The 21807-nt window shown below is 66.7% G+C and carries 17 protein-coding genes; 13 read left to right on the forward strand and 4 right to left on the reverse strand.

Features of this window, described 5'->3' with window-relative positions:
• Nucleotides 1-5 precede the first annotated feature (5 nt).
• The 3 genes from ACFCV3_RS09730 (at nucleotide 6) to ACFCV3_RS09740 (ending at nucleotide 1522) form a co-directional block, all read left to right on the forward strand.
• A complete protein-coding gene (locus ACFCV3_RS09730; RefSeq protein ID WP_376028111.1) occupies nucleotides 6-524 on the forward strand; it encodes a gamma carbonic anhydrase family protein in 519 nt (172 codons plus the stop codon).
• Nucleotides 525-692: 168 nt separating this feature from the next.
• Nucleotides 693-1055: a cupin domain-containing protein gene (locus tag ACFCV3_RS09735; protein WP_376028114.1), complete on the forward strand. Its 363-nt coding sequence runs from the start codon at nucleotides 693-695 to the stop codon at nucleotides 1053-1055.
• A 2-nt stretch (nucleotides 1056-1057) separates the two neighbouring features.
• On the forward strand, nucleotides 1058-1522 hold the full coding sequence (locus ACFCV3_RS09740; RefSeq protein WP_376028115.1) for a GNAT family N-acetyltransferase: 465 nt from the start codon (nucleotides 1058-1060) through the stop codon (nucleotides 1520-1522).
• On the opposite strand, the gene ACFCV3_RS09745 is transcribed toward ACFCV3_RS09740, so the two are convergent.
• From ACFCV3_RS09745 to ACFCV3_RS09755, 3 genes are read right to left on the reverse strand one after another with little or no spacing between them, the layout of a single operon-like run.
• A complete protein-coding gene (locus tag ACFCV3_RS09745; protein ID WP_376028117.1) occupies nucleotides 1515-2846 on the reverse strand; it encodes an FAD-binding oxidoreductase in 1332 nt (443 codons plus the stop codon). The genes ACFCV3_RS09740 and ACFCV3_RS09745 overlap by 8 nt on opposite strands.
• 55 nt (nucleotides 2847-2901) lie before the next feature.
• Nucleotides 2902-4203 (reverse strand): esterase-like activity of phytase family protein, encoded by a 1302-nt coding sequence (locus tag ACFCV3_RS09750; RefSeq protein WP_376028120.1) that lies wholly within the window; start codon nucleotides 4201-4203, stop codon nucleotides 2902-2904.
• Between the two features lie 45 nt (nucleotides 4204-4248).
• On the reverse strand, nucleotides 4249-7272 hold the full coding sequence (locus ACFCV3_RS09755) for a PQQ-dependent sugar dehydrogenase (RefSeq protein WP_376028121.1): 3024 nt from the start codon (nucleotides 7270-7272) through the stop codon (nucleotides 4249-4251).
• A 134-nt stretch (nucleotides 7273-7406) separates the two neighbouring features.
• On the opposite strand from ACFCV3_RS09755, the gene ACFCV3_RS09760 reads away from it, so the two are divergent.
• The 3 genes from ACFCV3_RS09760 to ACFCV3_RS09770 all read left to right on the forward strand — a co-directional run bounded on the left by ACFCV3_RS09760 (nucleotide 7407) and on the right by ACFCV3_RS09770 (nucleotide 11223).
• Nucleotides 7407-8582 (forward strand): aminoglycoside phosphotransferase family protein, encoded by a 1176-nt coding sequence (locus ACFCV3_RS09760; protein ID WP_376028123.1) that lies wholly within the window; start codon nucleotides 7407-7409, stop codon nucleotides 8580-8582.
• A gap of 318 nt (nucleotides 8583-8900) precedes the next feature.
• Nucleotides 8901-9803 carry a GTP-binding protein LepA gene (locus ACFCV3_RS09765; RefSeq protein WP_376028124.1) on the forward strand — a complete coding sequence of 301 codons (903 nt, stop codon included), beginning with the start codon at nucleotides 8901-8903 and terminating at the stop codon, nucleotides 9801-9803.
• A 136-nt stretch (nucleotides 9804-9939) separates the two neighbouring features.
• Complete coding sequence (locus ACFCV3_RS09770) at nucleotides 9940-11223, forward strand: ABC transporter ATP-binding protein (protein WP_376028125.1); 1284 nt, start codon at nucleotides 9940-9942, stop codon at nucleotides 11221-11223.
• 116 nt (nucleotides 11224-11339) lie between these two features.
• Here ACFCV3_RS09770 and ACFCV3_RS09775 read toward each other — a convergent pair whose 3' ends face one another.
• On the reverse strand, nucleotides 11340-12359 hold the full coding sequence (locus ACFCV3_RS09775) for a LacI family DNA-binding transcriptional regulator (RefSeq protein ID WP_376028128.1): 1020 nt from the start codon (nucleotides 12357-12359) through the stop codon (nucleotides 11340-11342).
• 96 nt (nucleotides 12360-12455) lie between these two features.
• On the opposite strand from ACFCV3_RS09775, the gene ACFCV3_RS09780 reads away from it, so the two are divergent.
• The 7 genes from ACFCV3_RS09780 (at nucleotide 12456) to ACFCV3_RS09810 (ending at nucleotide 21784) form a co-directional block, all read left to right on the forward strand.
• Nucleotides 12456-14039 (forward strand): glycoside hydrolase family 13 protein, encoded by a 1584-nt coding sequence (locus ACFCV3_RS09780; protein ID WP_376028130.1) that lies wholly within the window; start codon nucleotides 12456-12458, stop codon nucleotides 14037-14039.
• A complete protein-coding gene (locus ACFCV3_RS09785; protein ID WP_376028132.1) occupies nucleotides 14036-15379 on the forward strand; it encodes an extracellular solute-binding protein in 1344 nt (447 codons plus the stop codon). The genes ACFCV3_RS09780 and ACFCV3_RS09785 overlap by 4 nt, the downstream gene beginning before the upstream one ends.
• Nucleotides 15380-15382: 3 nt before the next feature.
• Nucleotides 15383-16261 carry a carbohydrate ABC transporter permease gene (locus tag ACFCV3_RS09790; RefSeq protein WP_376028135.1) on the forward strand — a complete coding sequence of 293 codons (879 nt, stop codon included), beginning with the start codon at nucleotides 15383-15385 and terminating at the stop codon, nucleotides 16259-16261.
• Nucleotides 16258-17133, forward strand: a complete 876-nt coding sequence (locus ACFCV3_RS09795) for a carbohydrate ABC transporter permease (RefSeq protein WP_376028137.1) — start codon at nucleotides 16258-16260, stop codon at nucleotides 17131-17133. The genes ACFCV3_RS09790 and ACFCV3_RS09795 overlap by 4 nt, the downstream gene beginning before the upstream one ends.
• A gap of 2 nt (nucleotides 17134-17135) precedes the next feature.
• Complete coding sequence (locus ACFCV3_RS09800; protein WP_376028139.1) at nucleotides 17136-20021, forward strand: carbohydrate-binding protein; 2886 nt, start codon at nucleotides 17136-17138, stop codon at nucleotides 20019-20021.
• An 85-nt stretch (nucleotides 20022-20106) separates the two neighbouring features.
• A complete protein-coding gene (locus ACFCV3_RS09805; protein ID WP_376028141.1) occupies nucleotides 20107-20904 on the forward strand; it encodes an NPP1 family protein in 798 nt (265 codons plus the stop codon).
• 94 nt (nucleotides 20905-20998) lie between these two features.
• Entirely contained in the window at nucleotides 20999-21784 is a 786-nt protein-coding gene (locus tag ACFCV3_RS09810; RefSeq protein WP_376028143.1) for an NPP1 family protein, read from the forward strand.
• Nucleotides 21785-21807 lie beyond the last annotated feature (23 nt).

A 21807-nucleotide genomic window follows, 5' to 3' on the forward strand; every position in this document is an offset into this window, starting at 1 on the left:
CACACATGCCGATGTTCGAGTTCGAAGGTAAGAGCCCGACTGTCCATCCCGAGGCCTGGGTGGCGCCGACGGCCACGCTGGTGGGCGATGTCGTGGTCGAGGCCGGGGCTTCGATCTGGTACGGCGTGGTGATCCGGGCCGATCTGGCCACGATCGCCGTCCGGGCCGGGGCGAACATCCAGGACAACACCGTGATTCACGCCGGGCACACCGGCTGTGAGATCGGGCCCAATGCAACGGTCGGCCACCTGTGCCTGGTGCACGACTGCACGATCGGCGAGCAGGCGCTCGTCGGCAACGGCGCGATCGTCCTGGACGGCGCGGTGGTGGGCGCTCGCACGCTGGTCGCGGCCGGTGCGACCGTCACCCCGGGCGCGGTGATCCCGCCCGAATCGGTGGCGATGGGAAGTCCGGCGAAGAAGATCGTTCCGCTGGAGGGAACGGCGAAACTTTTCGTCGATCACAACGCGGCCGTCTACCACGATCTCGCTCGGCGGCACGCGGCAACCGTCGTCGAGGTGTAAGCGGAAGGGACTCGGGGCGCGTTGCGCCTGCACCCCACCCCGAGTCCCCACCCGCGGGCTGTCTGCTCAACCCGTCAAGACCCCGGTACCCATTCGGGCCTGTTGAAAAAGCCTCGTGAAAGAACCTCCGCCGCGGCTACGGTGGCCGACACAACCGAGGAGGGGTACATGACCGAGATCGCGGACACCGGTGCCTTCGTCATCGATCGCGCCGACGGCCGGGCCGACGGGGACGACTGGGAAGAGAACTACACCGAGCTACCAGGCGGTGCCGGTGTGTCACTGATTCTCGAATCCACCACCAAGGAAGGTGTCGGCCCGCGCCTGCACCTGCACCCGTACGCCGAGACCTTCATCATCCGGCGCGGTTCCGCGACCTTCACCGTGGCTGACCAGGAGCTGGTCGCCCACGCCGGCCAGATCCTCGTCGTACCGGCCGACACGGCGCACAAGTTCCGCACCGGGCCGGGCGGCTACGAGGCCCTGCACATCCACGCCAACCCCACCTTCGAAACCACCTGGCTGGAGTAGTCGTGTCTGAACTGATCCGACGCGCGGTCCCGGCCGACGCCGAGCTCGTGCTCACGCTGATGCTCGAGCTGGCGGGCTACCAGGACCAAGCGCAGTACGTGACGGCCACCGTTCCGGACTGGCAGGGCTACCTGTCCCGTCCGGAGGTGGTCGTGCTGCTGGCCGAGGTCGGCAGCACGCCGGCCGGGTACGTCTCCGCGCTCCGGCGGCCGTATCTCTGGGTCGGCGGGGACCAGTTGGCACTCGACGACCTGTATGTGCGGTCGGAGTTCCGCGACGGTGGCATCGGGCGTGAGTTGATGCTCGAGCTGGCCAGGCTGGCGTTGCCGGACCGGTTGCCGATCAGCTGGGGCCTACGGCTGGAGAACGAGGCCGGCTATCGGTTCTACGACCGCCTCGGGGCCAAGCTCGTCACCAAGACGGCAGCGAGCTGGTCCCCGGACGTCTACGAGAAGCTGCTCAGCTGACCGGCCGGACGTTGTGGTTGCCGCGGAACAGGTTGCCGGGGTCGTAGGCGCGCTTGACCTCGGCGAGCCGCTGGTAGGTCTGCGCCGGATAGACCGCGGCGACGTCCGCGTCGGTGGCTGAGGTCAGGAAGTTGGCGTAGGCACCGGTGCTGTGTGGAGCCAGCCGATCCCAGAGGGCATCCAGCACAGGCCGAGCCGCCTCGATCACCGGAGGCGGTCCGATGGTGGTTGTCACGAACATCAACTCCGCTTGCCGATACGGGTACGCCGTGGCGTCGGCAGCAACACGAGCCACCGCACCGCCGACACTCCGTACGGCGATGATCGGCGAACCCGCCGTTGCCCCGGCCTCGGCCAGGATCCGGAGCACGGCGTCCACGGATTCCTTGTCCGCATAGGCGCTTCGGGTCACGAGCTGGATCCCGGGCGGCGGTGTCTGCCCGACGACCAGGGTCTCGGCGTACGGCATCAGTGCGACCTCATCCGCGATCACCGTGCCGAGCTGGCGGATCGGGTCGATCGCGGCCGCAGCCGCTGTGGCGTCGTCGCCGTCGAAGGTGAGCTGGATCTCGACCGGTGCGTTCGGCCCACCCAGGAACGGATTCGCGAAGTTCGCGATCGACGTGAGCTCGTCAGGCGCCGTACGAACGTAGTCCGCCCACCCCTGCAGTACGGCGGCCGCCTCAGCCGCCGGGAACGCGATCCTCCCGTGGAACACCTCGGTCGTCGGATGCGCGGCGAACTCGAACGCCGTCACCACACCGAAGTTGCCACCACCCCCGCGCAACCCCCAGAACAGCTCCGGGTGCTCATCAGCAGAAGCCAGCACGACATCGCCGTCGGCAGTCACCACTTCGGCGGCCACCAGTTGATCCAGCGCCAGACCGTACTTGCGAACCTTCCAGCCGATCCCGCCACTCAACGTCAATCCGCCGACGCCCACGCTCCGGGTGTCACCTGACGAAATCGCCAACCCGTGCGGCGCCAACGCGTCAGCAACCTGCCCCCAGGTCGCTCCACCGCCGATACGCACGCGCCGCTCCTCCAGCAGCTCCACGTCGGCGAGCCCGCTGAGATCCAGTACAACGCCCCCGTCGTTCGTCCCGAATCCCGCGAACGCGTGCCCACCGCCGCGCACCGACAACGCCACCCCACTGGCCACGGCGTACTGCACTACCGCCTGAACGTCCGCCACACTCCGCGGCCGCACCACGCCGACCGGGCTGCCGGTCGCGAACACGGTCCCGCTGATCGCGTCGTACCCGGCCGAACCGGCCTCAACAATCTCCCCACCGAACTCTCGCCGCAGCTCATCAAGTGTCATGTCCACGTGACGCCGCTGCGGCCTTCCGTGTGACAACCTGCGCGTGTGGCGCAGGTCACATCAGGCGGATCGTCACCAGCTGGGTCTCGACGTTGCTGTCGACCAGATCGCCGTTCGCGTCGAAGGCGGCCGGGCCATCCGTCATCCCGAAGTCGTTGTCGTTGATCACCACGAGGGTGTGCTTCGAGGTGAGTGCCAGGCCCTCGATCTTCTTCGGGACACCGGCGATCGTGTTCAGATCGAGGAAGAGCTTCTTGGGAAGGACCGGTACGCCGGCCGCAGCCGGGTCGGCGAGGGCTTCCAGCGACGGCGTGGTGGCGGTGTCGTCCCACGCCGTACCGAGGATGTTGTCGCGCTCACGCAGTACGACGCGGTGCAGGCGGGCCGCGTTGTCGGTGCGCTCCTGGACGAGCAGGGTCTCGCGGCCGGCGGCGATCACCGAGGAGATCTTCAACGCGGACGTGTCGGTCTCGCCGGGGTCAACGACCCCGACCGGGTCGAACCGGTACACGTACTCCGCAGTGACTTTGCCCCGGTACGGCGAGAAGCGGACCAGGCGGGTGGTGCGGGATGCCTCGCCGACCTTCTTGCTCGGGTTCAGCAGAGGGCTCTGCAGAGCGAGCACCAGATCACCGCCGGGCAGCAGGGCCAGTCCCTCGAAGCCGCGGTTGATCTTGCGGGTCAGGAAGATCGAGGGCAGCGCTTCGATCACCGGGTAGTCGGCGCCGGTCAGCTTCAGGCCCTTCGGCACGTACCGCGCGAGCACCCGGCCGCGGGCGGAGACGTGGACCAGGGACGGGCCGTACTCGTCGACGAGCCAGAACGTGCCGTCGTGAGCACGAACCAGGCCCTCGGTGTCCAGCCCGTTCGGGTTGACCGCGAGCCGGGTGGAGGCGTCGTACGTGTAAGGCAGTTCGTCACGGCTCTCCTGATTGGAGAGCCCGGTGACCGGTGCGCCGTGGCGCGTGGTGATCGGGATCGCGTCCAGGACCCGAAGCTTGCTGCCGACGGCCTTCACCTTGACGATCGCCGGGTCGAACCCAGGCACCGGGAACGTCCGACGGTTGGCGCCGTCGATCTTGATCTGGCCGTTCGGCCCGCGGTCGGTGACGGTCCAGAACTCACCGGGCCGGTCGGCCGGGTAGATGTCACTACCGATCCCGCCCAGGTCGATCTTGCGATCGTTGCCGACCGAGTGCCGGATCAGCGCGTTCGAGAACGCCCCCAGACCGAGATCCGGCAGCGTCGCCGTACCGATCACCCTGGCCTGCGCAGGCTCATAAGCCTGCGCCCCGCCCGCCACCAACGCCGCTGCCGTCAAAGCGGCGGTCCCCACCAAAGCAATCCGACTCAACATGCCGTGACCCTCGCTCCTACCGATGAACACCGGCTGGTCGGGTGCTTAAGGCATGGCGAACTTTTGGGCCGGGGATGCTGTGCAGGGGTTGAGGATGAGTTTGGTGCGGTCGGTGGATTGGGCGTTGGTGGGTTCCAGGCAGAGGCCGGAGTGGATGTTCAGTAGGGTGCCGTCGGCTCGTGGGGTCCAGCGTTGGCTGGGGGTGGTGGGGTCGCAGGTCCAGAGGACGGCTGCGTTGGTGCGGGCATCCAGGCACTTGCCGAGCGACGAACGGATGACTCCGGTGTCGAGGACCAGCCAGCGCTGAGCCGTCGTACCGTTGCAGGAGTAGAACTGGACTGCTGTGCCGTCCGCGGTTTGGGAGCCGTCGACGTCGACGCACTTGCCGGCGAGGCCGGTGATGTCACCTTCGTCGGTGTAGACGCCCATCTCCCACAGGCCGTTGTAACTGCCGGCCACGCCTCTGGCGGTGATGTTGATCTGCACGAAGCGAGCTCTGCTCGAGGTGAAGCCGAGGCTGTCGGTGTAGCCGTCGCCGGTGGTGGTCGAGTAGACCGTCCGCCAGGTGCGCCCGCTCTCCAGGACCTGGATCTGGTACGACTTCGCGTACGACGTCGAGAGCCACTGCAGCAGCACACGGTTGACGACCTGGACCCGGCCGAGGTCGATCCGCAACCACTGCGGATCGCTGCGGTTGCTCGACCAGAACGTGGTCCCCTTGCCATCAACTGCGAGCGAACCGGGTCGGTTGCTGTAGACGCTCGACGTGGTGACCGGACGGTTCAGCGCCAGGTTGCGTTTCGGCACGTAGGTCGCCGTGTACGTCGAGGCCGCGTCCGGCGCAACGAAGTTGTGGTTCCGGGCGCCACCGTCGGACCAGGACGCGAACTTGTGCAGACCGGTCCCGACCACCTGGACCGGATCCGCCGACAGCGAACCGCCTGACCCGGTGATCGCGGTCGCGGTCGCCGGTGCCTTCAGCTTCTTGTCCAGATAGGTGACCTGCAGCCCGGACGGCTGCGTCGCGAAGTTGAGCTTGGTCGTCTTCGGGTCCAGCCGCACGCTCTTCACGTCCGTCAGACCACCGGCGTCCGTCGCGGTCAGCTTCAGTTCCAGGTACGACGGGTATTCGTGATCCGGTGCGGCGAACGAGCCGCTCGATCCGTTCGTCGAGGTGATTTGGTGCACGTGGCAGTCACTCGGACAGTGATGCATGATCAGCGACCACTTCAGCGCGGAACCGGGCAATGAGCCCTGCTCCGCGTCACTGGCCGACCCGGAGAACGAGATCGTGTCGCCGACCTTCCAGGTGGTGGCCGGTCCGGGCGAGGTGATCGATGCGGTCGGTGCGGTGTTGCCGACGTTGATCTGGGTCGACGTCGTCGCCGTACCGCCCTTGCCGTCGGCAACCTTCAGCCGAACAGTCCTTGGGCCGTTGCTGGGATAGGTGAACTGCGGCGCGGCGGCGGTGGAGTCGTCGTACTGGCCGTCGCCGTCCAGATCCCAGGCATAGCTGAGCGAATCGTTGTCCGCATCGCTGGAGGCGGTGCCGTCGAACTTCACCAGCAGTGGAGCGTCGCCGCTGGTCCGATCGGATTGGATCACCGCGGTCGGTGGGTTGTTCGTTGCGCTGTAGACATAGCGCTTGATCGCGCCGTTGTCGTAGTCGACCGCGAACAAGTCGCCGCCCGGACCGGTGACAAGGCGGGTGGATCCGAAGCCGGAAGCGAACTGGACGATGTTCGCCGGATCCGGCAGACCGTTGCTGCCCTTGAGCATCGCCCAGACACACCGGCGGCTGTAGTCGCTGAAGAACAGGGCGCCGTCGTACTCGGCCGGATAGTTGCCGCCGGCATAGAACGCGAGTCCGGACAGCGACGAGCTGCCGACCGAACAGGTCTCGGTGGGGGTGACGTGGGCGGAGTGGTTGTAGGCGTAGTACGGCGCGGAGACCGCGGCCGGGCCGGCGGCGTACAGGCTCTCGCAGATGTTCAGGTTCGCCGCGTCGAAGGAGTTGAGGCGGTTGGGTCCTTCGTAACAGGGCCAGCCGAAGTTCGCGACACCGGCGGTCGGGACGGTGATCCGGTTGATCTCCTCCCAGGTCGCGTAGCCGACGTCGCCGGCCCAGAGCTCGCTGGTGCCCGGGCGGAAGGTGAACCGCATCGGGTTCCGCAGGCCCTGGGCGACGATCCGGCGGGCGTTCAGATCGGCGCTCGACGCCAGCGGGTTGCCGGCCGCAGCCTGACCGGTGTCCGGGTTAATGCGGATGATCGAGCCGTCCAGCGTCGTCGGGTCACTGGGGGTGCGCAGGTCCTGCGAGCGCAGCGCTCCGCCCTCGGCGGTCGGCGCGGTGAGCGTTGCGCCGACTGGTGCGGTGCCGTCCCCGCAGGCGTTGTCAGGGGTCGCATCCGAGGAGGGGAAGCCATCCTGGCCGTAGTCGGTGTAGGTGAAGCTCGCGCCGTCACCGCCACCGGCGTACAGCATGCCGTCCGGGCCGAACTCGATCGTGCCGATCGAGTGACTGGGGAAGACCTGGCACCAGTCCTCGACCAGCACCTGCTCGGAAACCGTCGAACCGGTCTGCGTGAGGACGGCGAGCCGCGCGCTCACCTGACAACCGTCGCTGGTCGGCCCGGGCGGGGACGGACACGGGTCGTCGTCGGCGTTCGCCGTACCCCACTTGGGCGCCTCGCCGCCGATCAGCGCGTCGTGCGTGTACAGCACATAGATCCGCGGGTCCGCCGGGAAGCCGGGATGCAGCGCGAGACCGAGCAGACCGCGGTCCCAGAAGTTGTGCACCTCGGTCCGGAGGTCGGCGAACACACTCGCCGTCGGGTCGTCGAGCGAGTCGAAGACCTTGATCAGCCCGCTCTTCTCGGCCACGAACACCCGGCCGTCGGGCGAGAAGGCCGCGTTCGTCGGATTGCTCAATCCGGTGAACACGGTCTGCTCGCTGAAACCACTCGGCGCGGCCACGGCCCGCGACGACTCTGTCGCCACCAACGGCACCAGCAGTGACACACACATCACAGCCAGCACCCGCCGCAGCGAATCGACGGAAAAACGCATAGAAACAAAGCCCCCAGCCCACTAAATCCTCACGCCCCCGTGAGCCCCGCCAGGATGCGGCAGCCGGTCGGAACAACGCAAGCCCGAAAGGGCAATCGCAATAAATCCCTTTCCATCGTCGGAAGAATGAAGACGTGGAGACGAAAAGTGTGGTCGCGGTGGTGACCGTGGGGGATCGGTACGTCGGGACGCTGCCCGCGTTCGACGCGGATCGGGTCTGGTGGGCGGAGATCGAGGACGCAACCGCCCAACTGGATGCGGTACTCGGCGTTCGGACCGTGGTGCTGCGATTACTGAACGTGGATTCGCCCCAGGCCATGCGCGGTGGCCGGGTGGTCTATCACGTCCAGGCCGACGGTGAGCCGGCTCCCGGCGTACTGGATCCGGCGGCGAACGAGTGGTCGCAGGGGCTGAGCCGACCAGAACCGCAGCGGGCGTCCTGGGCGGAGGTGGACGGGCCGCGGCGGATGATCGAGTGGGCGGGCGAGATCCTCGGTACGTCGCAGGGCTGGGCGCAGGTGAAGACGTGGAACCTGTCATGTCTGGTGCGCTTCGACGGTGCGTGGGCGAAGGCGACAAGCACGTTCTGCGGTGTCGACGCGGACATCATCCAGCGAGTGCAGCAGTGCGACGCTCAGCTCGGTCCTGCCGTTCTTGGCGTTGACCTGGATCGGCGCTGGTCGTTGCTGGCCCATGCGCCCGGAATCGACTGCTGGGAACCCGATGTGGCGACTGTCGACAACATCCTCACCCGCTGGGTCGCCGTACAGGCTGCTTTGGCTACAGAGGATCTGGGTACGCCGAGCCTGTTGCCGTCCGAGCTGGCCGGTCACCTGACCCGGATGCTGGATGGCGAGGCCGGCGCGCAGTTGACCGCGACCGAGAACGCGCAAGCCCGCGAACTCGTCGAGGCCCTGCCTGGAATCGTTGCGGAGCTGGACGAGTCCGGACTGCCGATCACCTTGGTGCACGGTGACTTCCATCCCGGCAACTGGCGCTCCGACGGAAGCACCCGGATGATCGTCGACTGGGCGGACAGCTTCGTGGGTCATCCAGCGACCGACCTGCGCCGGTTGTATGACTGGCTGCCGCCGGAGAAGCGCGAACACGCGGCCACGGTCTGGGCTGCCGCCTGGCAGCGTCATCTCCCGGACAGCGAGCCGCTCCGCGCGTTGGCTCCGATGCGGGTGATCGCGTTGCTGACCGGCTCGGTGATGTACCAGAAGTTCCTCGACAACATCGAGCCGAGCGAACGGGTCTACCACGAAGGCGATCCGGCCGCCGGAATCCGATCCGCACTGTCCAGATAGGGCATGGCCGGCCATCCGGGGTTGCTTCGGTGCCGAATACAGGCTGTGGATCGACTCGTTGGATGTTGTGGAGCACAGGATTCTGTCCGGGGTTGCCGGTACTCTGAAGGTGGTCGCTCTGGCGGATGCCGGCGCAGCCTCGTGAGGTCAAGGCCACACGAGGTTTCTCCGTGAGGGTGGCCGATCCCGGACCGGGCGCGGTTAGCCTGGACGGACAAGTCGTTGACCGACCAATAGCTGTGGCCCGAAGGGGTGGGGATCCGTCGTGGTGGTAGGCCGGGACAAGGAAAGTTGCGGCTGGCAAGGGGTTGACCTCCGATGACCGCCGCGGAGACATCACGCGTGCGGTACCGGCGTCCGCGCCGCGACGAGTCGGTCGAGGCACGGCTGTTCGAGCACGTCGAGCGGCTCGGCGAGGAGCACCCGCCGATCCCGTTGGACAGTGCGGATTTCACCATGAAACGACCAGACCTGTTGGCGAGCAGGTTCGGTGGCGTGGTGGCCTACATGACTCGCGTCGAGCTCGAGGTCGAGCGCAACGTCCTGGAGCTGAATCTGCTGCTCCCGGATCCGCCGCCGGTCGACAAGCTCTTCTACGCCGACGTGTGGTCGCCACAGGAGATCCACCACGGCCTGCTGCTGGACCGGTTGCAGACCCTGGCCGGCCTGCCGGTCTCGGCGCCGAACGTGGACAAGATCTCGTTCCAGCTGCGCTTCCTCGGCGCTCTCGCACACCTGCCGGTGATCCAGGACATCAGCCGGATGCTCTACTACCTGACCGGCGTCGCCACCGAGAAGTCCGCGATCCTGGCCTACAACCTGCTCTACAAGGGTCTGCTGGACCTCGACGAGCGGGCGGTCGCGTCGACGATCATCGCGCCGATCCGCCGCCAGGAGCCCGGGCACTTCGCCTACTACAAGATCGCCGCCCGCGGCCTGTGGGACGAGATGGCCCCCTGGCAGAAGTGGCTGACCCGGCTGTTGCGCAAGCAGTCCTTCGAGGTCGTCGGCGCCTACAACAAGCGCCAGCGGAGGGAGTTCGGCGGCGTGATGGAGGACCTGGGCATCACCGCCGAGGGCGATATCGGCATCCAGAAGTACGCGCAGCAGGTCGGCCAGGTCGAGCTCGAGCTGCTCTGGGCGCAACGCCAGGGCCTGCGCCTGCCGACGTACGTCCTCGACTCGTTCCGCAGCGCTTTCCGGCTCTATCGCCGGGGCTGATCGGCACGGATTGTTCCGGCTCCGTTGCGTAGCGGAGTGGTTGCGGTGAATCGCTTGCTACGCCCTGGACAGTGGGTGGCGGCTCGGCTATACGTTAGGCCCCCGTTAAGTTGCCGCCCCTGCTGGGAGTACGTCGATGAGTTCGATCCGCCTCGACTCGATCTCGAAGTCGTACGACGGAGAACACTTCGCCGTGAACAAGCTCTCCCTGAATGTGCCGGACGGGGAGTTCATGGTCCTGCTCGGGCCGTCCGGCTGCGGGAAGTCGACCGTGCTCCGGATGATGGCCGGGCTGGAGGAGATCACCTCCGGGGAGCTGTATTTCAACGAGGTGTTCGCGAACCATGTCTCGGCGCGCGAGCGCGGGATCGCGATGGTCTTCCAGAGTGGCGCCCTGTATCCGAACCGGACGGTCCGCGGGAACATCACCTTCCCACTGCAGATGGCCGGGGAGAAACCCGAGGAAGCCAACGAGAAGGCCCATCAGCTGGCCGGCGTGCTCGGAATTCAGCAGACGCTGGATCGCCTGCCGCAGACGTTGTCCGGCGGGCAGCGGCAGCGGGTCGCGATCGGGCGGGCGATCGTCCGGCAGCCCTCGGCGTTCCTGATGGACGAACCGCTGTCGAATCTGGACGCCGCGATGCGTACCGAGCTCCGCCAGGAGATCGGCGCGATGACGCGCGACCTGGGCATCACGACCGTCTACGTCACCCACGATCAGGTCGAGGCGCTCACGCTGGCCGACCGGATCGCCGTCATGCGCGATGGCCGGCTGGAGGATGTCGGTACGCCGGCGGAGGTCTTCGACGACCCAGCCACCGCCTTCGTCGCCGGGTTCCTCGGCACCCCGCGAATCAACCTGCTGTCCAGCTCGGTCCGAGCCGAAGGCGGCCGCGTCAGCCTGGTGCTGGGCGGCGGCCAGGCGCTCCACCTCGACCCGGACGACCGCCGTACGACGCTCTTGCTCCGGCGGGGTGGTGAGGAGATCGTGATCGGCGTCCGCAGCGACGCGCTCACCCTCGACGGCGAAGCCCAGCCCAACCGGGTGTCCGGCCGGCTGCGCACGCTCGAGTACCACGGTCACCAGTGGATCGCGTACGTCGAGACCGGGATCGACATGGTCAATCCGGACCTCGTCGGCCGCCGTAAACCCGAGCGGATCTCCACGCACTCGCGACGTACGTTCTGGCGCCGGGCGGCCCGCGCCACCAAGCGCTCCGGCATCCTGCACCGCCGCGACCAAGCCCGCGCTGCGCTCCCCGAAGCCTCGGCCCCCACGCACCGCCGAGCCGACCTCGTCGTCGAGCTGCACTCCAGTACGCCGCACGTCCCGGGCGACCAGGTCAGCTTCGCCGTCGACATGACCCGCGTCTACCTCTTCGACCGCCACGGCCTCCGCATCGACCGCGTCGCCCGCTGACCCCACCCCCCGACCCCATTTGGCTGGCTCGCCAGCGAAATAGGGGGTTGTACACCGTGGTTCAGGGTGCAGAACCCCCGATTTGGGTGCCTAGCCAGCGAAATTCGGGTGGGCGGTTAGCGGGGGTGGGTGGTTGAGGAGCGTTCGATGAGGTGGACGGGCAGGGTGATGGGGGAGTCGGGGTGTTCTTGCTTTTCGATGGTGGCCAGTAGGCGTTCGACAGCCAGGGCGGCTTTCTGGGGGATGTCTTGGGCGACCGTGGTGAGTTTGGGCGTGACGTACTCGCTGAGGTCGAGGTTGTCGAAGCCGATGACCGAGAGGTCGTGGGGGACCGAGTGACCGGTGTCGGTGAGGCCTTCCATGATGCCGATGGCGAGGATGTCGGCGGTGGCGAAGACCGCGGTGGCCTCGGGGTGGTCGGTGGGGATGCGGTGACCGAGGTCGCGGCCCGTGCTGTGGGTCGTGGTTTCCACGGTGCTGACGCGCTCGGTCCAGGTCAGGCCGGATTCGGCGAACGCGGCGCGGAAGCCGGCGTACCGCTGGTGGACGACGCCGGCGCCGGTGAAGGCCGGGCCGGCGAAGACGATCTCGCGGTGGCCGAGGCCGATCAGGTGCCGGGCTGCGAGTAGGGCGCCGGTGTAGTCGTCGGAGCGGACGCCGGTGGTGAGCGGGTTGTCCGAGTAGCTGTCGACGGCGAGCAGGGAAACATTGCCGACGGCACCTGGTGTCAGACGGTCGACGTCCTCGTCGAGAAAGCCCAGCAGGACAGCGCCATCGAGGCTCCACGACTTCAGTGCCTCGCCGACCTCACTCGGCTGCGCGATCCCGCGAAGCAGTAGGTGGTAGCCGCTCTTGCGCAGCTGACGCTCGATCTGGCCGAGGATCGCGACGTTGTGCGGGCTGATCATCAAGCTGTCCTCGTCGGCCGCCGGGACCAGCAGGCCGATCATCCGCGACGACTTCGCGGCCAGGCTGCGCGCCGACGCGCTCGGCACGTAGCCGCGGGCGGCGACGATGCGCTGGATCCGCTCGATCGTCTCGGCCGAGACCCGGGCGCGATTGCCGTTCACGACGTTCGAGACCGTCATGATGCTGACGCCGGCTTCGTCCGCGATGTCCTTCAGCGTGACCCGCACGCGGCCTCCCTCGAACTGTTGACAGTTTCGTTTCCCGGAGATTACCTTCCGGTGAAGGTGGAGCGCTAAACCTATCACAAACGAAGGGATCCGAGGATGGATCAGTGGTGGCGGGACGCGGTGATCTACCAGGTCTACCCGCGCAGTTTCGCGGACGGGAACGGTGACGGTACCGGTGACCTGGCCGGCGTCCGATCGCGCCTGAACTACCTGCGTGACCTCGGTGTCGACGCCCTCTGGTTCACGCCGTGGTACCTGTCGCCGCTGGCCGACGGCGGGTACGACGTGGCCGACTACCGCACCATCGACCCGGCCTTCGGGACCGTGGCCGAGGCCGAGCGCCTGATCGCGGAGGCCGCCGCCCTGGGCATCCGCACGATCGTCGACATCGTCCCCAATCACGTCTCCAGCGAGCACGAGTGGTTCAAGGCCGCGCTCGCCGCCGGTCCGGGGTCACCGGAGCGCGAGCGGTTCTGGTTCCGCTCCGGCGACGAACTGCCGACGAACTGGATCTCCAGCTTCTCCGGCGAGACCTGGACCCGCACCAAGAACCCGGACGGTACGCCGGGCGAGTGGTACCTGCACCTGTTCACCCCCGAACAACCCGACCTGAACTGGAACCATCCCGACGTACGGCGGGAGCACGAAGAGGTGCTGCGGTTCTGGTTCGACCGCGGGGTCGCCGGGGTCCGCATCGACAGCGCGACCATGCCGGTCAAGGATCCGGCCTTCCCTGATCTCGGCGACACTTCCGAGCATCCGTACGTCGATCGCGACGGCCTGCACGAGATCTACGCCGGCTGGCGCGCGGTCGCCGACTCCTACGATCCGCCGCGGATGCTGGTCGGCGAGATCTGGCTCGCGAATCCGGAGCGGTTCGCCCGGTACCTGCGCCCCGACGAGCTGCACACCGCCTTCAACTTCGACCTGATGGGTCGCCCGTGGGACGCAACCGCGCTGCGGGACTCCATCCGTACGACGCTCGCCGCCCACGCACCCGTAGATGCGCCGGCCACCTGGGTGCTGTCGAACCACGATGTGACTCGTCCGGTCACCCGCTACGGCCGTGCGGACACGTCATTCGCCTTCCACACCAAGCGGTTCGGCGTATCGACTGATCTTGCGCTCGGCAACCGCCGGGCGCGGGCCGCGGCGCTACTCACGGGTGCGCTGCCCGGCTCGCTCTACATCTACCAGGGAGACGAGCTCGGCCTTCCTGAGGTGGAAGACCTGCCGACCGCCGCTCTCCAGGACCCGATCTTCTACCGCTCCGAAGGCGTCGACCCCGGCCGCGACGGCTGCCGAGTTCCATTGCCCTGGTCAACGATCGGATCCACCTTCGGGTTCAACTCGCACGGCTTCGGCCCGTGGCTACCACTACCGGCGGACTGGGGATCCCGGTCGGTCGAGGCCCAGGATGGAGATCCGGAGTCGATGCTCACGCTCTATCGCTCGATGCTTGCCGAACGCAAGAACTTGGATGCGGCCTTCGCCTGGCATCCCCTGGACGGCGAGGACCTGCTCGCCTTCACTCGCGGCGACGTGCTTTGCCTGGTGAACTTCGGCCCTTCGCGGCCGCTCCCGGCCGGCTCCACCGTGCTGCTCGCCAGCGCTCCCCTGACAGACGTACTGCCCCCTGACACCGCCGCCTGGGTGCGGCTGCAAGGAGAACAATCATGAAGACGGTTGCAGTGGTGCTCGCCCTGGCGGCCGCACTGACCGCATGTTCGGCCGACGAACCCGCAGCGGACGGACCGGTGACCTTGAAGGTCGCTCGGGACCCCGGTCTCGACAAGGGCGCGATCGCGGCGTTCGACGAGCGGGTCGCCCAGTTCGAGAAGGCGAACCCGGGGATCGACATCGCGCCGCAGGAGTACAACTGGACCGCGACCACGTTCACCGCGCAGCTTGCCGGTGGCACGCTGCCCGACGTGTTCACGGTCCCGTTCACCGACGGCCGCGGGCTGATCGAACGCAAGCAGATCGCCGATATCAGTGGACTGGTCTCGAGCTTGCCGTACGCAACCAAGTTCAACGCGAACGTGGCCAAGGCCGGACAAGCCGAGGACGGCAAGATGTGGGCCGTCCCGATCGCGGCGTACGGGCAGGCTCTGCATTACAACCGGACGCTGTTCAAGCAGGCCGGGCTCGATCCGGACAAGCCGCCGGCCACGTGGGACGACGTACGGGCTGCTGCCAAGCAGATCGCCGACAAGACCGGTAAGGCCGGCTATGCGCAGCTGACCACTGACAACACCGGCGGCTGGATCCTCACCACGCTGGATTATGCGTACGGCGGTCGCACCGAGAAGCTCGAGGGCGACAAAGCGACTGCGGAGCTGGACACCCCGGAGCTGACCGCGGTCCTGCAGTGGCTGAAGGATCTGCGCTGGACCGACAACAGCATGGGCTCGAACTTCCTCTACGACTGGGGCGGCATCAACCAGGCGTTCGCCTCCGGCCAGGTCGGCATGTACGTCTCCGGGGGCGGCAACTACGGCTCGCTGGTGACGCAGAACGCGCTGAAGCCTGCCGAGTACGGCGTCACGGTGCTTCCGCTCGCGGAAAAGCCGGAGGCCGGCGTACTCGGTGGTGGGACGCTGGCCACGGTCAGCGCCAAGGCCAACGACGCGGTGAAGGCGGCCGGGGTGAAGTGGATCGACTTCTTCTACCTGGACAAGCTCACTGACAAGGACGCGGCCGCGCTGGATGCGAAGACGACGGCGGCCTCGAAGCAGCCGGTCGGCGCTCCGCAACTGCCGGTGTTCGACCGGGCGACGTACGACGAGTCTCTCGGCTGGGTGAAGCAGTACGTGAACGTGCCGCTGGAGCAGTTCAAGCCGTACACGGACAAGATGTTCGACCAGCAGTTGGTGACCGAGCCGGTGCGGTCGACCCAGGAGGTCTACAAGCTGCTCGATCCGGTGGTGCAGTCGGTGCTGACCAACAAGGACGCGGATATCGCGGACCTGCTGAAGAAGGCCGACGCCGAAGCCCAGGCCCTGCTGGACCGGAACTGATCGATGCGGACCCGTGGTGGGCTCAGCACCCTCGTCTTCCTGCTCCCACTCCTGCTCGTCTTCGGGATCTTCTCCTGGATCCCGATCGGGCGGGCGGTCCTGATGAGCTTCCAGGAGACGAACCTGGTCACGCCGTCCACCTTCGTCGGGCTACAGAACTTCCGGGACGTCCTGGATGATCCGCTGCTCTGGACGGCGATCAAGAACACCCTGTACTTCGCCTTCCTCGCGCTGCTGTTCGGGTACCCGGTGCCGTTGCTGGCAGCGGTGGTGATGAGTGAGGTCCGCCGGTTCAAGGGGTTGTACAGCGCACTGGCGTACCTGCCGGTCGTCGTTCCGCCGGTGGTCGCCGTACTGCTGTGGAAGTTCTTCTACGATGCCGGGCCGAACGGCGTCTTCAACACGATCCTTGGGGCGGTCGGTCTTGGTCCGGTCGCTTGGCTGCAGGACTCGGCGATCGCGATGCCGTCGCTGGTGCTGGAAGCGACCTGGGCCGCTGCGGGTGGCACGGTGATCATCTACCTGGCTGCGCTGACCGGGGTGTCGACGGAGCTGTACGAAGCCGCCGAGATCGACCGCGCGTCGATCTGGCGGAAGATCTGGCACGTCACGCTGCCGCAGTTGCGGGGGATCCTGCTGATCACGTTCATCCTGCAGATCGTCGGTACGGCGCAGGTGTTCCTGGAACCGTTCCTGTTCACCGGCGGCGGTCCCGCGAACTCGACCACCACCCTGTTGCTGCTGATCTACGACTATGCCTTCGCGAACAGTCTGGGCGGGCAGTACGGGATGGCGACCGCGTTGAGCATCATGCTGGCTATGGTCCTCGGCCTGCTCTCCGCGGTGTATTTCCGGCTGACGCGTGGCTGGAGCAGGTCATGAGCCGCGGGATCCTGTCACCCAGCGAGTGGCTTCGCCCGGGCATCCGGCGGACGACCCGCGGGGTGCACGCCGTACTGCTGGTGCTGTTGTTCGTGATCGGGCTCGGTCCGATGCTGTGGCTGGCGAAGGCTGCGATCACGCCGACCCAGGACACGCTGCGGTCGCCGCTGGCGCTGTGGCCGAACGGCATGGACTGGGCGAACCTCGCGACCGCCTGGACCCGCGTTGAGGTGGACAAGTACTTCCTGAACACCGTTGTGCTCGCGGCCGGCTCCTGGTCGGTGCAGTTGCTGGTGGCAACGACATCAGGTTTCGCGCTGTCGGTACTGCGGCCGCGGTACGGGAAGGTGATCACCGGCGTGGTGCTGGCCACCTTGTTCGTGCCGTCGGTCGTGTTGCTGGTGCCGCTCTATCTCACGATCGTCGACCCGCCGTTGCTGAAGGCATCGTTGATCAACTCGTTCTGGGCGGTGTGGTTGCCGGCCGGAGCGAACGCCTTCAACATCCTGCTGGTGCAGCGGTTCTTCGACAACCTGCCGCGCGAAGTCTTCGAGGCGGCGCGCGTCGACGGCGCCGGTCCGTTCCGGCTGTTCTGGTCGGTGGTGCTGCCGATGTCCCGGCCGATCCTCGGCGTGGTCTCGGTCTTCGCGATCATCGCCGCCTGGAAGGACTTCCTCTGGCCGATGCTCGTCCTCCCGGATCCCGATCTGCAACCGCTGTCGGTCCGGCTGCCCGCGCTGCAACGCTTCGTCGAACTCGACGTCTTCCTCGCCGCGCTGGCCATCTCCACGGTGATCCCGGTGGTGCTGTTCGCAGTCTTCCAGCGTTTCTTCCTCAAGTCCGGCGCCCTGACAGGTGCCGTGAAGGGCTAGCCATGTCCCGAATCCGCCTCGCACTAACTGGCATCCTGACGCTCCTCCTCACCTCCCTCACCCTCCCGTCCGCCGCCGCCCCCGTCACCTACGAACTCGAGAACGGCACCCGCTCCGGCGGTGCCGTCGTCGAAACCGACCACCCCGGCTACTCAGGCACCGGCTTCGTCGGCGGCTTCACCGACCCCAACAAAGGCACCGCCACCGTCGGTCTGTCCGTCACCGCGACCGCCGGACCTTCGACCCTCACCCTCCGCTACGCCAACGGCACCGGCGCACCCAAAACCCTCTCGCTCTACCTCGGTGCCACGAAGATCCGGCAGCTCGCCTTGCCTCCCACCGCCAACTGGGACACCTGGGCAACCACCGTCGAGGCCGTCAACTTGGTTGCTGGCAACAACAACATCTCCTACCGCTTCGACACCACCGACTCCGGCAACGTCAACCTGGATCGCGTCGTGGTGGACACCGCACCCGCCCCGGCAGACGGTGTCCACGAAGCCGAATCGGCGAGCCTCTCTGGTGGAGCGGTCGCCCAATCGGATCACCCCGGCTACACCGGCTCCGGCTTCGTCGGCGGCTACACCGACGCGAACAAAGGCAACGCCGCCACTACCTTCACCGTCACCACGACCGCCGGCGCCAAGACCCTCACCCTCCGCTACGCCAACGGAACAGGCTCGGACAAGACCCTCTCTCTGTACGTCGCGGGTACTCGATTGCGCCAAATCACCCTTCCCGCGACGGCAAACTGGGATACTTGGGGGACTGCCTCAGAAGCAGTCACGCTGGTTGCTGGCAGCAACAACATCGCTTACCGCTTCGACACGACCGACTCCGGCAACGTCAACCTCGACAACCTCACCGTGACCGACGCGACCGAACCACCGCCGTCCGGGGGCCCCGCCCTCGAGAACGCCTTCCTCTCCGGCGGCGCCACGCCCGCCACCTCGATTGCTGGGTACGTCGGCACCGGTTACGTCACCGGCTTCACCACAGTCGGCGCCCGCGCGATCCGTACCGTCAACGTCACCGCAGCAGGCGCGGCCACCACGACCCTTCGCTACAACAACTCCAGCGGCAGCACCAAGACCCTCAGCACCTACGCGAACGGCGTCAAGGCCGGCCAGCTCTCGCTTCCCGCAACCGCCGGCTGGGCAACCGTCCAGCAGTCGCTGACCCTGCGCGCCGGCCTCAACCTCATCGGCTACCAGTACGACTCGGGTGACAGCGGCAACGTAGCGCTCGACGACCTCACAGTCACCGGCTCCGCGAACCTCGCCGCCCGTGGCGCCACGGTTTCCTACACCGAGTACGAAGCAGAGAACGCCAGCACGAACGGCGTCGCGATCGGCCCGGACCGCACGTACCGGACCGTCGCCTCCGAATCCTCCGGCCGTCGCGCGGTCCGTCTCGACAACGCCGGCAAGTACGTCGACTTCACGCTCACCAAACCGACCAACTCGATCGTCGTCCGCTACTCGATTCCCGACAACGCGGCCGGCACCGGCAGCACCGCCTCTCTGGCGATCTACACCGGCGGTTCGAAGGTCAAGGACCTGCAGCTGACCTCGGCGTACAGCTGGGTCTACGGCAACTACCCCTTCCCGAACGACCCCGGACTCGGCGGCGGCCACCGCTTCTACGACGAGGCCCGTACGACGCTCCCGTCGTACCCAGCCGGAACTGTCCTGCGACTGCAGAACGACACGTCCACGCCGATCACGATCGACCTGATCGACACCGAGGTCGTCGCGCCGGCGTACGTCGTACCGGCGAACTCAGTCGAGGTGACGGCGTACGGAGCGGTCTCGGGTGGCGGTGACGACACGGCCGCGTTCAACTCGGCGATCAGTGCGGCGAAGTCGGCCGGCAAGACGCTGTGGATCCCGGCGGGCACGTTCGATCTGACGGCCCGGGTGAACGTCGACAACGTCACCATCCGCGGCGCCGGCATGTGGTACTCGACGATCCGCGGCAACGCCGGACGTGGTGGGCTGTTCGCCACCGGCAGCAACGTGCAGTTGGCCGACTTCACCTTCGCGGGTGACGTCCGGTACCGCGATCCCGACGGCCAGGTGACGACGGACTCGGCGATCGAGGGCAACTTCGGTACTGGATCGTTGATACACAACGTCTGGATCGAGCATTCGAAGACCGGGATCTGGGCCAACAGCGGGACCAACGGCCTCTACATCGTCGGCGTCCGGATCCGCGACATGTTCGCCGACGGTCTCAACCTGAACACCTTCAGCGGCGACGGCAGCCCGGTCCGCAACAGCCGCGTCGATCAGAGCGTCTTCCGCAACACCGGTGACGATGCGATGGCGATGTGGTCCTTCAACAGTGCCGTCTCCGACTGCGCGTTCACCTTCAACACCGCAACTCTTCCGGCGCTCGCCAACACGGCAGCGATCTACGGCGGTGTGAACAACCGGATCGAGGACAACCTGTTGTCCGACACGGTCTACACGGCATCCGGGATCACCTTGAGCACCTGGCACTCGGCGCAGCCGTTCGGCGGTACGACGGTTGTCGAGCGCAACACGATCACCCGGGCCGGCGGTTTCAACACCGACTGGAACAGCAGCCAAGGCGGGCTGTGGATCTACGCCGAGGCACGTGAGATCACGGCACCGATCCTGATCAAGGACGTCGACATCATCGACAGCACCTATCAAGGCATCCTGATGTCCTGGCAGAAGACGGTCAGCAACATCACCTTCGATCACGTCAAGGTCCAGAACACCGGCACCTACGGCATCGACCTGCAGGTCGCAGGCAGTGGTTCCTTCAGCTACGTCACGGTCAGCGGTGCGGCTTCGGGCGGCCTGAACAACACCGCCGGCTTCGTTCTCAACCGGGGCTCGGGAAACTCGGGTTTCTAGAAAACTTTATCGTGTGAAGTATTTACCAGACCGGGGTGGATCTGTCACGGTTCGACGGCGTTGTCATCCGCCTGAAGGAGCGCCCATGACAGATCCGCTTCCCCCCGACTCCCGCAGTCCGCGCCGGATCCTCGGCGTACTGCTGCTGACCGCGACGCTTCTGGTGAGCACCGCGGCCACGGCGTACGCCGACCAGCTTCCGCCGCTGCCACAGAACGCGAACGGCTACGAGCAGTCCTTCTCGCCCGCCTACGACTACGACGGTGACGGTTGTTATCCGGTCGCCGCGATCAGCCCGACCGGGACCCTCAATCCCGGTCTGAACACGACCGGTGCCGTGAACGGCAACTGCCACGACCAGTCCGATCTCGACAACTCACAGACCTACGCCCGCTCGAAGTGCAACAACGGCTGGTGTGCGGTCGTGTATGCGAGCTACTTCGAGAAGGATCAGGCGATCGACGGCAGTGGCCTCGGCGGTCACCGGCACGACTTCGAGCATGTGATCTCGTGGATCAACCAGTCGTCGAACCAGGTTGAGTACGTGACGACGACGCAGCACTCGAGTCAGGTCACCTATCCCCGCTCGCAGGTCCGCTTCGAGGGTAGTCACCCGAAGGTCGTCTTCCACAAGGACGGCGCCAGCACGCACTTCTTCCGGATCGCCAACGCCGGTGACGAACCGCCGGAGAACCACTACCACAACTGGCGTTACCCGCCGATCGTCGGCTGGGACGGCTGGCCGAACACCGGTCTGCGGGACACCTTGATGAACGCCAACTTCGGGTCGGCCACGATCAAGGTCACCGACAACGGCGACCGGTTCCGTTACCTGCTCAATGTGTCCAAACCGAGTGGCATCCCGTTCGACCCGTATGCCTGAAGTTCGGCCATTCTTTCGACTGTGAACTATGTACGAACAAGCGGCTGATCTGTCATCGTCGGGAGCGTTGTCCCTTCCGCCCCAAGGAGCGACCATGACAGATCATGCCCGCGCCCGCCGACGATTCCTCGGGATCGCGATCGGTACGGCGACCCTGCTGGTGGCGACCACGGTCGCCGCGTACGCGGCACCGCCGCCGAGTCTTCCGCAGAACGCGAACGGATACGAGCAGTCCTTCTCGCCCGCCTTCGACTACGACGGTGACGGGTGCTACCAGGTGCCGGCGATCGGTGCCGACGGCACGCTGAACGCAGGCCTCAACACGACCGGTGCGGTGAACGGCAACTGCCGCGACCAGTCCGACCTCGACAACTCCCAGACCTATTCACGCTCGAAGTGCAACAACGGCTGGTGTGCCGTTGTCTACGCAGGCTACTTCGAGAAGGACCAGGCCGTGGCCGGCAGCGGCCTCGGCGGTCACCGGCACGACTTCGAGCACGTCATCTCGTGGATCAACCAGTCGTCCAACCAGGTCGAGTACGTGACCACGACGCAGCACTCGAGCCAGGTCACCTACCCGCGCTCACAGGTCCGCTTCGACGGTACCCATCCCAAGGTCGTCTACCACAAAGACGGTGCCAGCACGCACTTCTACCGGCTCGCCAACAGCAACGACGAGCCGCCGGAGAACCACTACCACAACTGGCGTTACCCGCCGCTGGTCGGCTGGGACGGCTGGCCCAGCAGCGGTTTGCGGAGCACCTTGATGAACGCGAACTTCGGTTCGGCCACCATCAAGATCACCGACAACGGCGACCGCTTCCGCAACCTGCTGAACGCGTCCAAGCCGAGTGGGATCCCGTTCGATCCTTGGAACTAGATCAGTGAGATGGGGAGGAGCCC

Source organism: Kribbella sp. NPDC056345, assembly GCF_042262745.1.
Lineage (GTDB): Bacteria > Actinomycetota > Actinomycetes > Propionibacteriales > Kribbellaceae > Kribbella.